The following is a 13,718-nucleotide window of genomic DNA, read 5'->3' as shown; positions in this document are numbered from 1 at the left end:
TGTCCTCCTTCAGGCGGCGCGCGCGGGAACGCGGGCGGCCAGGATCAATGCGGTGATGAAGTCCTCGGCCTGCGGCCAGGGGCCGTAGCCGGAAGCGGGGTTCAGGTGGCCGACGTCGCCCAGATCCACCAGCTTGGCGCCCCAGTCGAAGGCCATCTCTTCCACCCGCTCGAAGCGAGCCAGCGGGTCGTTGCGGCTGGCCGCGACGATGGCGGGGAAAGGAAGCGGCCCGCGCGGCGCGGGCAGCCAGCCGTTGGCGCGCAGTTCGGCCACCGTCGGATAGCCGTCGGGCATGGGCTCCTCGAAGTCGGGCGGCGTGGCCAGCAGCGCACCCGACACGGCGCGGGTGGTGCGGCGTGCCCACTGCACGACGGTCTTCACGCCGCCGCTGTGCGCCACCAGCACGATCGGCCCGTCGATGGCCTGGGCTTCGCGCTCGAGCGCGTCGACGCGCGTGAGGCAATCCAGGTCCGTGCGGCCCATCGGCGGCACCGAACGCACGCGCGGCAGGCGCGCGGCCAGCATCGTCTGCCAGTGCTGCTCGACGTGGTCGCGCAGGCCGGGGACGATCAGGACGGTCGCGGCTTCGGCGGCAGCCATCACGCCGCCTTGCGCAGGAAGCCTTGCTGCCGGCCCTTGGCGTTCGGCGCGAAGCCGTTGGCAGCCAGCGTCTCTTCCACGGTCTCGTAGAACACGCCGATCTTGCAGATCTTGCGCGCTTCCTTGCCGGTGGCGACCTCGCGGCCGAACTCGCGCGACATGCGCACCAGTTGCTCGACCTGCTGCACCGTGGTCATCTTCGCGGTGCGCGACTGGTTCCACAGGTTGTCCTCGATGCCACAGCGCACGTGCAGGCCCATGGCGATGCCCATCATGTTGACCGGCAGCACGTTGCGCATGCTGCTTTCCACCGTCAGCATGGTGCCGTCGGGAATCGCGCGCAGGAAGTTGGCCAGGCTGTAGATGGTGGGCTGGTCCATGCCGCCGCCGATCGCCACCCAGTTGCAGACCAGCGGGCCCTTGTAGATGCCGCGGCGGATCAGGCGCTCGACGGTCTCGTAGCTGTTGATGTTGTAGAACTGGAAGGCGCTCTGGATGCCGGCCCTGGACAGGCGGCGCACGTGCTCCTCGAAGAAGCTCGGCGTCGAGGGCACGATCATCTCGGTGTAGGCACGGTTGTAGTCCGGCTGCGCGAGCGAGGTGCCGGCGATGTCCTCGAGGTCCATCTGCTCCAGCACGTTCATCTGCGAGGTGTTGACCGTCACCGTCACCTGGTCCGGCTTCGGGTCCAGGTCGGCCAGCATGTGGCGCGTGTCGTCGGACAGCCACTTGGCGGCGGCGCCGTCGCTCTCCGGCGCGAAGGAGATCGAACCGCCCACCTGGATGATCATGTCGGGCACGGCCTTGCGCACGCCGGCGATCAGCTCGTTGAACTTCGACAGCTTCTTGGAGCCCTTGCCATCGAGTTCGCGCACGTGCAGGTGCAGCACCGTGGCGCCGGCGTTGTAGCAATCCACCGCCTTCTGCACCTGCGCTTCCATCGTCACCGGGATGTCTTCCGGGAAGTCGGAAGGCTGCCACTCGGGGCCGTAGGGCGCGGCGGTGATGACCAGCTTGTCCTGGTTTTCGGGAAACAGCGAACCGTCGAGGAAATTCATGGCTTGTCCTAGGGTGGAAATCAGTAGGTGGCTTCGCCGACGATTCCGGCGCGTTCCATCTTGCGGTGGCAGGGCGGGTAGTCCATCACCGCGTAGTGCTGCGTGGACCGGTTGTCCCACATGACCACGTCGCCCGGCTGCCAGCGCCAGCGCACCTGGTATTCGGGGATGTAGGCCTGCGTGACCAGGTAGTTCAGGAGCGCCGGGGCGCCCAGGCTGTAGTCCTGGCCCACGCGCACGTTGGCGGGCGTGTGGAAGTTGGTGAAGTGCGTGGTGAACGCGTTCACGAACAGGATCTTTTCGCCGGTGTCGGGGTGCGTGCGCACCACCGGGTGCTCGGCGTCCGGGAACTGCGCCCGCAGCGCCAGGCGCTTCTCGATCGGCATCGCCGCGCCGAAGCTCGCTTCGATGCTGTGGCGCGCGCGCAGGCCGGCGATCTGCTGCTTGACCTGCTCGGGCAGCCGCTCGTAGGCCAGCGCCATGTTTGCCCACATGGTGTCGCCACCCACCGGCGGGCATTCCACGCAGCGCAGCACGCAGCCGAAGGGCGGCTTCTCGCGCCAGGTGGCGTCGGTGTGCCAGGCGTTTTCGTAGCGGTCGTTGGGCGTGTCGGGCGACTTGTAGATGCGCACCAGGCCGGGATGGTCGGGGTCGCTGCCGGCCACCGGATGGGTCTCGAGCTCGCCGAAGTGGCGGGCAAAGGCGACGTGCTCGGCGCGGGTCAGTTCCTGGCCGCGAAAGAACAGCACTTTGTGCTTCACCAGCTGGGCGCGGATCGCGTCGGCCAGCGCCGGGTTGCGGGAAGCCTCCGCCAGGCTGACGCCTTCCAGGCGGGCGCCGATGGCGCAGGTCATGGGCTCTACACGGATGTCCAAGATGTCTCCTCGGTATGGCCCGAAGAGTAGTCAGGGGAGGGGGGAGAAGACCCCCCCTTGGCAGGGGGGTGGGCGGCGCGGCCGCTACTCGGCCAGCAGGCCGAAGATCCGGGCCCGGGCGACCACCTGCTTGCGCGTGCCGGCGTCCAGCTTGGCGAACAGGTTCTTCAGGTGCCACTTCACGGTCTCTTCGCCCACTTGCAGGGCGCGGCCGATTTCCTTGTTCGACAGGCCCTTGGCCAGCAGCGCCAGCACCTCGCGCTCCTTGGGCGTGAGCGCCATGCTGGGCAATGGGAGCGCGGCGGGCGCGGCTGCCGGCGCCGCGCGCGGGGCCGGTGCGGCGGTGCGTTCACCGCTGCCCGCCAGTTCGCGCACCCAGGCGCCCAGCGCCGGGTGGGCGTCGGCAAACACCCGCTGCAGGCCATACGAATTCGCCAGTTCCAGTGCCTCGCGCAACAGCGGCTCGGCCCGCTCGCCGCAGCGGTTCAAGGCATAGGCGCGCAGGCCCAGCAGCTCGATGCGCATGCGGCCCTGCTTCATCGCCAGCGCAGCGGCGTCGGCGCGCGCCAGCGGCTCCAGCGCCGCGCGCCATTCGCCGGCGGCGATCGCCGCGTAGCCTTGCGTGGCGGCCTGCAGCATGTGCACGCCGCGCTGCCACAGCGGTCCTTGCGGCAGGCCCGGCGTTTCCAGGAACTCGGCCAACTGTTTCGTCAGCGCCTTGCAGGTCTCGCCGCGGCCGCTGCGCGCATGCACGCGCACCTGTTCGGCCAGGCTCGCCACGCGCAGGCGCGGCAGCTTGCGGGCGATGCCGACCGCGTCGAGCGCGCCCAGCAGCTCCAGCGTGCGGTGTTCGGCGCCACTTGCCGCGGCAACGCGGGCCAGCGTGCGGTAGGCGAGCAGCACACATTCGGGCGGCCCGCTGCGCTCCACCACGTCGAGACGATTGGCCAGCACCGCGACGGCCTCTTCGGGCAGGTCGCGTTCCCACAAGGCCGAGGCATGCAGCGCCGCCAGCGCGCAGGCAAACGGGCTGCGGCGGCCGAGGTCGGCTTCGGCGAGGGCGAGCACCGGCCGCAGCAACTGGTCGGCCAGCAGCACCTGGCCTTCCCACAGGTAGCTGAGGGCGATGATGAAGACGCTCCAGCGCTGCAGGTAGCCCTGTTCCGCGCTGAGCGCGGGGCTCGGCCCCTTCTGCTGCTGCAGGCGCGCCAGCGCCGGCTCGCCCTCCAGCAGCGCGAGGAAGGCGCAGCGGTTCGCGTGCACCTGCTGCAGCAGCGGGCTGCCGAGCGGCGGTGAAGAGAGCCAAGGACGGTGCAGTTCGGCGAAGCGGTCCGGCTCGTCGGCAAACAACGCGGCGCCGCCCAGGATCAGGTCGCACTCGCGGCGCAGGCTCTCGTCCACGTTGCGCTGCGCCAGCAGGCGCTGCACGAGCTGCTGGGCCTCTTCGTTGCGCTCGCTCAAGGCGAGCGACCAGGCCGCGGCCAGAAGCAGGCGCGGCCGGTGCTCCAGCTCCTGCGGCGGCAGCAGTGCCAGCCACTCGAGCACCGCACCCTGGCGGCCTTGCTGCATCAGCGAGTCGTAGAGGCTGCGCTCGGCGAGCGCGTAGGCCTGCTGCGTGTCGCCGGCGCTCAGCAACTGCGACGCGGCCTCCTCCAGCATGGCGTGATCGGCCAGCCAGGCCGCGGCACGTTGCCGCACCGCATGCTGTTCATCCGCCGGCAGCGCGTCGAAGCGTTCGCGCATGGCCGTGCGCGCGAGCGCGTGCATGCGCACCCACTCGCCTTCGTGGCTGGCAGTGAAGATCGGCGTGTCGCGCTGCAGGCGCGCGAGGCGCTGCGGCGCCTGCGCGTCCTGCGTGAGCGCGGCGCACAGGTCGGGATGCAGCGGGTCGGCCACCGAGACCAGTGCCAGGAAAGCCGCGTCGGCCGGATCGAGGTTTCCCAGCAGGTGGGCGACGAAGCGCTCGCGCATCGCGCCGTCGTGCGGCTCGCCGCGGTCCATGCCGCTGAAGTCGGCGGGCGTGGTGCGCAGCGACAGCGCCAGCTGCAATCCGAGCGGCCAGCCTTCGGTCACTTCGTGCAGGCGCGCGGCGGCGTCGGGCTGGGCGGCGTCGCCGAAACGCTGCCGCATCAGCTCGATGGTTTCCGCCAGCGAGAAGCGCAGCTGCGGCGCGTCGACCAGCACGGCATGGCCATAGGCCACCATGTCCTCGAGCCCAAGGTTGCAGTCGGAGCGCGCCGCGACGATGCAGCGCAGGTTGGGCGGCGCGTTGCGCAGCACGTAGGCGAGCGCTTCGCGGCTGGCGTCGGGCAGGCGATCGGCCTCGTCGACCACCAGCACCACCTGCAGCGCGCTTTGCGCGAGCTCGGCCAGCCACGCGGTCACGCCTTCGAGGTTGGGGCCGGGCAGGCTTTCCAGTAGCACGTGGCCGAAGGTCGGGCGGCCCGCGCCGCTGCGGACGGCAAGTGCCAGCGCCTGCACGAAGCGCGGAATCTCGTCCTGGCGTTGTGCCTGCAGCCAGGCCACCGCGGCGCCCTCGGCCAGGTGCTCCAGCCGCCATTGCGCCAGCAGCGAAGTCTTGCCGAAGCCGGCCGGCGCCTGCACCAGCACCACCGGCCGGTCGCGCAGGCTCGGGTGGCGTGCGGCCAGCGCCGGCCGCGCAACGAGGTTGCGCGGCACGCGCGGCGGCGTGACCTTCAGCAGCAGGTCGCTGGCGGGAACGGGGCTGGCATCGGCGTGCACACTTTCATGTTACCCGGCGCGACGGCCCCCCGTCCTACAGGGTTGGGCCCGCGCCCTTCCTAGCATTCCGCATGAGCCAAGCCGCCCGCCTCCTTGCCGCCTCGCTCCTGCTGTCCGCGGCCACAGCGACGTTCGCGCAATCGTCCGAAGCTTCATCGCCGGCCCCCGAGCGCAACTTGTGGCTGCCGGCGCTGGAAATCATCGGCTTCGACATCCTCGTGAACCGCATCAACTACTGCTGCGGCGCGGAGAGCGACAAGGCGGACTACGCGGTGACGATGGACTCGATCCGCCGCAACCTGCACAGCAGCTGGACGGTCGACTCCGATCCCTTCAAGACCAACCAGCTCGGACATCCTTACCAGGGCTCGATGTACTACGGCTTCGCCCGCTCGGCCGGCTTCAACTTCTGGGAGTCGATGGGCTATGCGATCGGCGGCAGCGCGCTGTGGGAGATCGCGGGCGAGACCACCAAGCCTTCGCGCAACGACATGGTGTCCACCGGCATCGGCGGAACCTTCCTCGGTGAATCGCTGTACCGCATGGCCAGCCTCGTGCTGGAGAAGGGCGGCGGCATGAACCCCTTCTGGCGCGAGACGACGGCCGCCCTGGTGTCGCCCGCCACCGCCTTCAACCGCCACCTGCAGGGCCGCGGGCCGGACACGGTGTTCAGCAGCCGCGGCGCCGAGTACTACAGCCGCCTGCAGCTGGGCGTGATGGGCAATGTGCACAACACCTCCGGCAATTCCACGGCCTCGGTACGCAACGAGGTGCAGGCCGACTTCGCGCTCGACTACGGCATGCCGGGCAAGGACGGCTATGCCTACCGCCGGCCTTTCGACTACTTCGCCTTCCAGGCCACCGCCACCACCGCCAACTTCTTCGAAAACGTGATGACGCGCGGCCTGCTCGCGGGACGCGACTACAAGGAGGGCAAGGACTACCGCGGCATCTGGGGCCTGTACGGCAGCTACGACTACATCTCGCCGCAGACCTTCCGCATCTCGAGCACCGCCTTGTCGCTGGGCACCACCGGCCAGTGGCGGCACGATCCCTGGGTGGTGCAAGGCACCGCGATGGCGGGCCTGGGCTATGCGGCGGTCGGCACCATCAACAGCGCGGACCCCGCGGTCGACCGCGACTACCACTATGGCGTCGCGCCGCAGGCGCTGGTGGCCGCGCGCGCGATCTTCGGCGACCGCTCCTCGCTCGACCTGACGCTGCGCGAGTACTTCGTGTCCGACGTCGGCAACCGCGGCGGCCACGACAACATCGCACGCGCCGACATCGCCTACACCTGGCGCATCGAGAAGCAGCACGCCGTGACGCTCAAGTACCTGTGGAACCGGCGCGATGCGCACTACCCGGACATCGGCAACCGCGGCCAGACCCGCAGCACCTTCGGCATCTTCTACACGCTGCTGGGGCAGGACCGCTTCGGGACGGTTGATTGGCATTGAGCCGATCTCAGGGTTAACCCCCACGTCGTTGTGCAGTGCCATATCTACAATATGGACAACCCTCCACAATATGGACGTTCCAAGCATGCCAGTTGACCGCAAGGACCCCGAGCCGCTGACTCCCTACCAGTACCCGAACCCGAAGGACGCGCTGCCGGAGATCGTGGTGCCGTACGCCATTCCCGAGGACGAGCGGGTCTGGGTGCCGCAGGCGGAGAACGTCTGGTTCCGGCCCCTGTGCCTGAACGCCAGCCAGGGCTACTGGATGAACCTGCTGCGCGTGCGCAAGTCGGGCGTGCTGAGCCGGCATCGCCATCCGCAGGCCGTGCACGGCTTCGTGCTCAAGGGCCGCTGGAAGTACCTGGAACACGACTGGGAAGCCACCGAAGGCAGCTACGTGTTCGAGCCGCCGGGCGAGACGCACACGCTGTACGTGCCGGAAGACGTCGAGGAAATGATCACCTACTTCCAGGTGAACGGTGTCATGTACTACACCGACCCCTGGGGCAAGGGCATGGGCTACGAAGACGTCTTCACCAAGATCGACATGTGCCGCAAGCACTACGAAGCGGTGGGCCTGGGCGCCGACTACACGCAGCAGTTCATCCGCTGAGCGCCATGGCTTACGGCAAGGCGAAGTACGGCTTCGCGGGGCAGGTCGCGGTCGTCACCGGCGGCGCCAGCGGCATAGGCGCCGAAGTGGCGCGGCAACTGCGCGCGGCGGATGCGACCGTGGTCGCGTGGGACCTGCAGGGGGACGACGCGGTCGACGTGACGGACCGCAGCGCGGTCGAACGCGCGGCCGACCGCGCCGCGCAGCGCTTCGGCCGCATCGACTTCCTGGTCAACAGCGCCGGCTTCGCGGGCCCCACCGTGCCGCTGGACGAATACGATCCCGCGCAGTGGCAGCGCATCGTCGAAGTGAACCTCGTCGGCGTCTACAACACCTGCCGCGCCGTGGTGCCGCTGATGCGCCGCGCGGGCCAGGGCCGCATCGTCAACATCGCATCGCTGGCCGGCAAGGAAGGCACGCCCAATGCGTCGGCGTACAGCGCAGCGAAGGCCGGCGTGCTGGCGCTAACCAAGTCGCTCGGCAAGGAGCTCGCCACCACCGGCATCCTCGTCAACGCGATCGCGCCGGCCGCGGTGCGCACCGCGATCCTCGACCAGATGTCGCCGCAGCACGTGCAGACCATGATTGCCAAGAGTCCCATGCAGCGCCTGGGCGAGCCGGAAGAAGTCGCCGAGATGGTGGCCTGGCTCTGCTCCGGTTCCTGCACCTTCAACACCGGCGCCGTGTTCGACCTGTCGGGCGGGCGCGCCACCTACTGAACCTACCCAAGGAGACACCATGAAGATCGCTACCACCCGCCGCGTCCTCGCGGCCTTCGCCGGCCTGCTGGCGCTGGGCGCCAACGGCGTGCATGCCCAGTCCGACTTCCCGAACCGCCCGATCGAGCTGGTGGTGCCCTTCCAGCCGGGCGGCGGCACCGACGCGCTGGCGCGCTCGTTCGCCGATGCCAGCCGCAAGCACATGCCGCAAAGCATCGTCATCGTGAACAAGCCGGGCGCGAGCGGCTCCATCGGCTGGCAGGACGTTGCCGCCGCCAAGCCGGACGGCTACCGCCTGGCCGTGATCACCGTCGAACTCGCGACGCTGTCGCACATGGGCATCGGCAAGATCTCAGCCGACGACCTGCAGCCGATCGCGCAGCTGAACGCCGACCCGGCCGCCATCACCGTGCGCGCCGATGCGCCCTGGAACACCATCGAGGACTTCCTCGCCGCGGCGAAGAAGGACCCGGCCAAGCTGGGCATGGGCAACGCCGGCAACGGCTCGATCTGGCACCTGGCCGCGAGCGCGCTGGAAGACAAGGCCGGCGTCAAGTTCAACCACGTGCCTTTCCAGGGCGCCGGCCCCGCCGTGCTGGCGCTGCTGGGCGGACACATCGATGCCGTCGCCGTGAGCCCGGCCGAAGTCACGACCTACGTGCAGGCCGGCAAGCTGAAGACGCTGGCCGTGATGGCCGACCAGCGCGTCAAGGGCTTCGAGAAAGTGCCGACCCTGAAGGAGCGCAAGATCGACCTGAGCATCGGCACCTGGCGCGGCATCGCGGCGCCGAAGAACACGCCGCCCGAGACCGTGGCCTACCTGAAGAAGCTGGCGCTGGCCGCGTCGAGCGAGCCGGCCTTCCGCGAGACGCTGGACAAGCAGAACCTGGGCTTCGTGTATGCCGACGACGTGGCCTTCAAGCAGGTCATCGCGCGCGACAACGCCTACTTCAAGTCGCTGATCGGCAAGCTCGGCATCAAGAACTGAGGACGCCATGACCTACCAGGCCGGACTGTTCGCGGGCAAGCGCGCGCTGGTGGCGGGCGCCACGCAAGGCATAGGCGCCGTCATCGCCAACCACCTCGCCGCGCTCGGCGCGGAAGTGACGGCGCTCGGCCTGGGCGCGGGCGACGGCACGCTGGATGCGGCCGTGCGCGTGAAGCAGGCCGACGTCAGCGTGCAGTCCAGCGTGGACGAAGCGCTGGCCGGCATCGGCGACCTCGACATCGTCTTCAACTGCGCCGGCATCATCAAGCGCGGCGCCGAGCACGACCTGGCCGTCTTCGAGCAGGTGCTGGCGGTCAACCTCACCGGCACCATGCGCGTCTGCACGGCGACGCGCGAGAAGCTCAAGGCGCGCCGCGGCTGCATCGTCAACACCGCATCGATGCTGACCTTCTTCGGCGGCGGCCTGGTGCCGGGCTATTCGGCCAGCAAGGGCGGCGTGGGGCAACTCACCAAGTCGCTCGCGATCGCCTATGCGCCGGACGGCATCCGCGTGAACGCGGTGGCGCCGGGATGGATCGCAACGCCGCTCACGCAGGCCTTGCAGGACGACCCGGCGCGCAGCGGACCCATCCTGGCGCGCACGCCGCTGGGTCGCTGGGGCACGCCGGACGATGTCGCACGGGCGGCGGTGTTCCTGTGCACGCCGGCGGCGGCGTTCATGACGGGGGTGATCCTGCCGGTGGACGGCGGGTACATGGTCGCCTGACGGCGGCCCCCGATAATCGCGCAATGCTCCCCCAGGTCGCCGGCACCGCCTCCTTCTCCAAATTCATGCACGTGCTGCAGCTCGTGGCGGACTGGCCCGAGGGCAGCGAGGTGCCCAACGTCACCGCACTGATGCACGCCAGCGGCTACCCGCGGCCGACGGTGCACCGCATCGTCGCGGCCCTGGTCGCCGAGCGGCTGCTGGTGGAAGCGCAGGGCGGCGGCCTCGCCCTGGGCCCGCGCCTGATGCAGCTGGCCAGCCGCAGCTGGGGCCGCTCGGACATGCGCCTGCTGGCGGTGGACGAACTGAAGCGCCTGCGCGATCTGACCGGCGAGACCGTGCACCTGGCCGTGCCCAACGGCAGCAGCATGGTCTACATCGAGAAGCTCGAAAGCCCGAGCGCGGTGCGCATGGCGTCGCGCATAGGCACCAGCGTGAGCCTGCATTCGACGGCGGTGGGCAAGGCCTACATGGCGGCCTTGCCGCGCGAGCAGGTCGACCCGCTGCTGAAGGGCCTGCAGTTCAAGCGCTACACGGAACACACCTTGATGGACCGCACGGCGCTGCGGCGGGAGCTCGATCTCACGCGCGAGCGCGGCTGGTCGGTGGACAACGAGGAAAACGAGGCCGGCATCTATTGCTTCGGCGGCGTGATCCTCGGCCAGCGCGGCCTGCCCGTGGCCGCCATCAGCGTGAGCACGCTGCTTTACCGGCAGAAGGAGAACCCGGAACAGTCCTACGTGCAGCCGCTGCTGCAGGCCTGTGCCGCGATCTCCGAGCGCCTCGCGGAAACCCCTGCGCTAGGCACGGACCTGTAGGCTGGGTTCGCCGGGGGCGATCCCGGCTTTCTCCTGTGGCGTCTTCACGATCACCCACGCGATCACCGCCAGCTCGAACACGATCGCGACCGTCTGCACCACCGTCGTGTCCTGCCAGTTCGAGTACAGCACGCTCAGGTTCTTCAGCATGTGCAGCGCCACCACCGGCCACAGGCTGGCGCTGCGATAGCGCACGGCCGCGAACAGCATCCCGCTGACAGCGGTGATCGCCGCCTGGCGCCCGGCTGCCGCCCAGTCGGCGCCCATGAAGCCTTGCAGCAGGTGCATGGACCCGAACAGCACGCCGTTCAGCACGATGGCCTGCCACACCGGAAGCCGCAGCAGCAGCACGAAGATCACGCCGCGGAACAGCAGCTCCTCGCCGAAGGCGTTGGGCAGCTGGATCAGCAGGTCGCCCACGAGGCTGCTGCCTTCGCGCGCGTGCAAGCCATTGGACAGGTTCAGCACCACCAGCAGCAGCGAAGCCAGGAAGACCGCGGGCGGCCAGCCTGGGCGCAGCCGCAGGCCCACTTCCTTCCACAACCCGAAGGCCTGCACCAGCAGCAGCGGCAGCACGATGGTGGAAGCGAAGGCCAGCAGCTTGACCTTGCCGAAGGCCTCGGGCGGCGCCAGCGCCTTGCCGGCCAGCAGGATCGAAAGGGTGAGGAGGAACTGCGCGAGGGCGCAGGCCATGCCCATGAGGGCAGGATGCGTGCGGCGGGCAAGGAACATCTATTGCACCGGGGATCGAAAGAGCGCACTCTACCCGACGGGCCCTGTCACACGACGGTCATGCGCCGCCCCGACAGTGCGGGTTTTTCGTGAGACGAGGAGACAAGGCATGCAGATCCGGTCTTTGTTCATCGCGCTGGCGCTTCCCCTGCTGGCCGCAGCGTGCGGCGGCGGCGCCGGCGATCCCATCTTCAAGACCTTGCAGGGCAGCCCGCCGCTGGTGATCGGCCACCGCGGCGCGGCCGGCGAGCGGCCGGAGCACACGCTGGAGTCGTACCGGCGGGCCATCGAACTGGGCGCCGATTTCGTCGAGCCGGACCTGGTGTTGACGAAGGACGGCGTGATGGTGGCGCGGCACGAGCCGGTGCTCGATGCGACGACCGACGTGGCGACCAAGTTCCCCGCCTCGCGCCGCAGCACGAAGAACCTGGATGGCGTGGCCACGACGGCGTACTTCGCCAGCGACTTCACGCTGGCCGAACTGAAGACGCTGCGCGCCGTGCAGGCCACGGCGGGCCGGTCCAAGGAGTTCGACGGCCTCTATCCGATCCCGACGCTCGACGAGGTCATCGCCTTCGTGAAGAGCGAGGGGGCGAGCCGCGGCCGCACGGTGGGCATCTATCCGGAGATCAAGCACTCCACCTTCCACGCGGGCATCTTCGGCGCCAACGTGTTCGAGGACAAGCTGGTCGCGACCCTGCACGCGGCCTACGGCAACGCGATGGACGCGCCGGTGTTCATCCAGTCCTTCGAGGTCGCCAACCTGCAGTACCTGAACACGAAGACCAACATCCGCCTCGTGCAGCTGGTCGACGCGGACGACGTGAACGACGACGGCAGCATGTCGCTGGTGGCGCCCTACCGGCAGCCGTACGACTTCGTCGTGAGCGGCGATGCGCGCACTTTCGCCGACCTGCTGACCGGCACGGGCCTGGACTTCGTCAAGACCTATGCCGACGCGGTCGGTCCCTGGAAGCCCTACCTGGTGAAGACGGTGAACGACGGCATCGACCGCACCGGCGACGGCAAGCTGACCATCAACGACCGGCGCGTGGACGGCAGCACCGGCGTGATCGAAGCGGCGCATGCGCGCGGTTTGCTGGTGCACACCTGGACCTTCCGCAACGACGCCAGCGGCTATGGCTTCCAGGACCCGCAGGCGGAGATGGAGTACTACATGCGGCTGGGGGTGGACGGGCTGTTCACCGATTTCCCGGGCACGGGCGTGGCGGCGCGGAACGCCATCCTGCGGTGAAGGGCGGGGCGACTAGCGCAAGCCTTCCCACCAGCGCTTGTTGACGCGCGCCTTCCCCATCGTCAACACCTCCCCGATCTCCGGCGTGGCGAGGTCGATGCCGCGCTGCTGCGCCAGCGCCGACACGCGCTCCAGCGGCTCGCGCCAGCCGTGGAAGGCGAGGTCGAAGGTGCTGTTGTGCACCAGGTAGAGCGTGCGCGCGCCCAGGTCCTGGAAGGCGCGCACGGTTTCCTCGGGCGCCATGTGCACCTGCGGCCAGTAGCTGTCGTAGGCGCCGTTTTCCATCAGGGCGACGTCGATCTTCGGCAGCCGCTTGCCGATCTCCGCGAAACCGGCGAAGTAGCCCGAGTCGCCGCTGTAGAAGATGTGGTCGTTGCCGCTGCGCAGCGACCATGAGGCCCACAGCGTCTTGTTGCGGTCCCACAGCGTGCGGCCCGAGAAGTGCTGCGCCGGCGCGGCCGTCACGGTGACTTCGCCCCACTTGCCTTCCTGCCACCAGTCGTATTCCTCGATCTTGTCGGCGGCGATGCCCCAGTCGCGCAGCCGCGCACCCACGCCCAGCGGCACCAGGTAGCGCTGCACACGGTCCTTCAGCGCCTCGATGGTCGGCACGTCGAGATGGTCGTAGTGGTCGTGCGAGAGCACCAGCGCCTCGATGGGTGGCACGTCGGCGAGCGCCAGCGGCGGCGCGTGGAAGCGCAGCGGCCCGGCCCAGGTGACCGGGGATGCGCGCGGCCCGAACACGGGGTCGATCAGCCAGTACTTGCCGCGCAGCTTGAGCAGGTGCGACGAGTGGCCGAGGCGGATGATGTGGTTGGCAGTGACGTCGAGCGCGGCCAGCGCGGCGCGATCGAGCATGCGCACGGGAATCGGGTCGACCGGCACCGTGCCCTGCTTGGACTCCAGCACGAAGCGCTTCCAGATGTCCCAGCTCGATCGCTGTGGCTTGGCATCGGGATTGGGCGGGTTCTGGAAGCGGCAGTCCTCGGCGCCGAACTGCGGCGACTTCAGGTAGCGCGGGTCGCAGCCCTCGGCGCTCGCGTCGGTGGGCAGCAGCGCGCTGAAGAGCGGCAGCAGGCAGCCGCAGGCGAAGCGTTTCATGGGAGGCCTCCGCGTTGGAGCCGACAGCAT

Annotated in this window: 13 protein-coding genes; 7 read left to right on the top strand and 6 right to left on the bottom strand. The window is 69.3% G+C overall.

All coding sequences use genetic code 11. The features are described 5' to 3' along the window. Positions 1 to 9: 9 nt before the first annotated feature. The 4 genes from LZ009_RS01675 to LZ009_RS01660 form a co-directional block, all read right to left on the bottom strand. Positions 10 to 600: an RBBP9/YdeN family alpha/beta hydrolase gene (locus LZ009_RS01675; RefSeq protein ID WP_275696143.1), complete on the bottom strand. Its 591-nt coding sequence runs from the start codon at positions 598 to 600 to the stop codon at positions 10 to 12. Beyond that, positions 600 to 1,658 (bottom strand): beta-keto acid cleavage family enzyme, encoded by a 1,059-nt coding sequence (locus LZ009_RS01670; RefSeq protein ID WP_275696142.1) that lies wholly within the window; start codon positions 1,656 to 1,658, stop codon positions 600 to 602. Before LZ009_RS01670 ends, LZ009_RS01675 begins: the two co-directional genes overlap by 1 nt. Before the next feature lie 20 nt (positions 1,659 to 1,678). Next, entirely contained in the window at positions 1,679 to 2,527 is an 849-nt protein-coding gene (locus LZ009_RS01665) for a TauD/TfdA dioxygenase family protein (RefSeq protein ID WP_275697094.1), read from the bottom strand. Positions 2,528 to 2,617: 90 nt separating this feature from the next. Then, complete coding sequence (locus tag LZ009_RS01660) at positions 2,618 to 5,275, bottom strand: LuxR C-terminal-related transcriptional regulator (protein WP_275696141.1); 2,658 nt, start codon at positions 5,273 to 5,275, stop codon at positions 2,618 to 2,620. 71 nt (positions 5,276 to 5,346) lie between these two features. Here LZ009_RS01660 and LZ009_RS01655 point away from each other — a divergent pair, with 71 nt between their 5' ends. The 6 genes from LZ009_RS01655 to LZ009_RS01630 all read left to right on the top strand — a co-directional run bounded on the left by LZ009_RS01655 (position 5,347) and on the right by LZ009_RS01630 (position 10,600). Further along, positions 5,347 to 6,735: a DUF3943 domain-containing protein gene (locus LZ009_RS01655; RefSeq protein ID WP_275696140.1), complete on the top strand. Its 1,389-nt coding sequence runs from the start codon at positions 5,347 to 5,349 to the stop codon at positions 6,733 to 6,735. A gap of 85 nt (positions 6,736 to 6,820) precedes the next feature. Then, entirely contained in the window at positions 6,821 to 7,348 is a 528-nt protein-coding gene (locus LZ009_RS01650; protein WP_275696139.1) for a 2,4'-dihydroxyacetophenone dioxygenase family protein, read from the top strand. Positions 7,349 to 7,353: 5 nt separating this feature from the next. Next, entirely contained in the window at positions 7,354 to 8,067 is a 714-nt protein-coding gene (locus tag LZ009_RS01645) for an SDR family NAD(P)-dependent oxidoreductase (protein ID WP_275696138.1), read from the top strand. Positions 8,068 to 8,086: 19 nt separating this feature from the next. Continuing rightward, the gene (locus LZ009_RS01640; protein ID WP_275696137.1) at positions 8,087 to 9,055 is read left to right on the top strand and encodes a tripartite tricarboxylate transporter substrate binding protein; all 969 of its coding nucleotides are present in this window, start codon (positions 8,087 to 8,089) and stop codon (positions 9,053 to 9,055) included. 7 nt (positions 9,056 to 9,062) lie between these two features. Next, a complete protein-coding gene (locus LZ009_RS01635) occupies positions 9,063 to 9,782 on the top strand; it encodes an SDR family NAD(P)-dependent oxidoreductase (protein ID WP_275696136.1) in 720 nt (239 codons plus the stop codon). Between the two features lie 23 nt (positions 9,783 to 9,805). After that, positions 9,806 to 10,600 (top strand): IclR family transcriptional regulator, encoded by a 795-nt coding sequence (locus LZ009_RS01630; protein ID WP_275696135.1) that lies wholly within the window; start codon positions 9,806 to 9,808, stop codon positions 10,598 to 10,600. Here the strand turns inward: LZ009_RS01630 and LZ009_RS01625 are convergent. Beyond that, positions 10,583 to 11,332 (bottom strand): CPBP family intramembrane glutamic endopeptidase, encoded by a 750-nt coding sequence (locus tag LZ009_RS01625; protein ID WP_275696134.1) that lies wholly within the window; start codon positions 11,330 to 11,332, stop codon positions 10,583 to 10,585. The genes LZ009_RS01630 and LZ009_RS01625 overlap by 18 nt on opposite strands. Before the next feature lie 109 nt (positions 11,333 to 11,441). Between LZ009_RS01625 and LZ009_RS01620 the strand changes: the two genes are divergently transcribed. After that, positions 11,442 to 12,587 (top strand): glycerophosphodiester phosphodiesterase, encoded by a 1,146-nt coding sequence (locus LZ009_RS01620; protein ID WP_275696133.1) that lies wholly within the window; start codon positions 11,442 to 11,444, stop codon positions 12,585 to 12,587. A 12-nt stretch (positions 12,588 to 12,599) separates the two neighbouring features. On the opposite strand, the gene LZ009_RS01615 is transcribed toward LZ009_RS01620, so the two are convergent. Next, positions 12,600 to 13,688, bottom strand: a complete 1,089-nt coding sequence (locus LZ009_RS01615) for an MBL fold metallo-hydrolase (protein WP_275696132.1) — start codon at positions 13,686 to 13,688, stop codon at positions 12,600 to 12,602. Positions 13,689 to 13,718 lie beyond the last annotated feature (30 nt).

The organism is Ramlibacter paludis, from assembly GCF_022012305.1.
In the GTDB taxonomy this organism is placed as follows: Bacteria; Pseudomonadota; Gammaproteobacteria; order Burkholderiales; family Burkholderiaceae_C; genus Ramlibacter; species Ramlibacter paludis.
This window is presented reverse-complemented; position numbering and strand designations above follow the sequence as displayed.

Excerpts from the sequence above, each read along its gene's own strand:
- LZ009_RS01675 (WP_275696143.1), bottom strand. The coding sequence starts at position 600 with ATGGCTGCCGCCGAAGCCGCGACCGTCCTGATCGTCCCCGGCCTGCGC.
- LZ009_RS01670 (WP_275696142.1), bottom strand. The coding sequence starts at position 1,658 with ATGAATTTCCTCGACGGTTCGCTGTTTCCCGAAAACCAGGACAAGCTG.
- LZ009_RS01655 (WP_275696140.1), top strand. The coding sequence starts at position 5,347 with ATGAGCCAAGCCGCCCGCCTCCTTGCCGCCTCGCTCCTGCTGTCCGCG.
- LZ009_RS01650 (WP_275696139.1), top strand. The coding sequence starts at position 6,821 with ATGCCAGTTGACCGCAAGGACCCCGAGCCGCTGACTCCCTACCAGTAC.
- LZ009_RS01645 (WP_275696138.1), top strand. The coding sequence starts at position 7,354 with ATGGCTTACGGCAAGGCGAAGTACGGCTTCGCGGGGCAGGTCGCGGTC.
- LZ009_RS01640 (WP_275696137.1), top strand. The coding sequence starts at position 8,087 with ATGAAGATCGCTACCACCCGCCGCGTCCTCGCGGCCTTCGCCGGCCTG.
- LZ009_RS01635 (WP_275696136.1), top strand. The coding sequence starts at position 9,063 with ATGACCTACCAGGCCGGACTGTTCGCGGGCAAGCGCGCGCTGGTGGCG.
- LZ009_RS01630 (WP_275696135.1), top strand. The coding sequence starts at position 9,806 with ATGCTCCCCCAGGTCGCCGGCACCGCCTCCTTCTCCAAATTCATGCAC.
- LZ009_RS01625 (WP_275696134.1), bottom strand. The coding sequence starts at position 11,332 with ATGTTCCTTGCCCGCCGCACGCATCCTGCCCTCATGGGCATGGCCTGC.
- LZ009_RS01620 (WP_275696133.1), top strand. The coding sequence starts at position 11,442 with ATGCAGATCCGGTCTTTGTTCATCGCGCTGGCGCTTCCCCTGCTGGCC.
- LZ009_RS01615 (WP_275696132.1), bottom strand. The coding sequence starts at position 13,688 with ATGAAACGCTTCGCCTGCGGCTGCCTGCTGCCGCTCTTCAGCGCGCTG.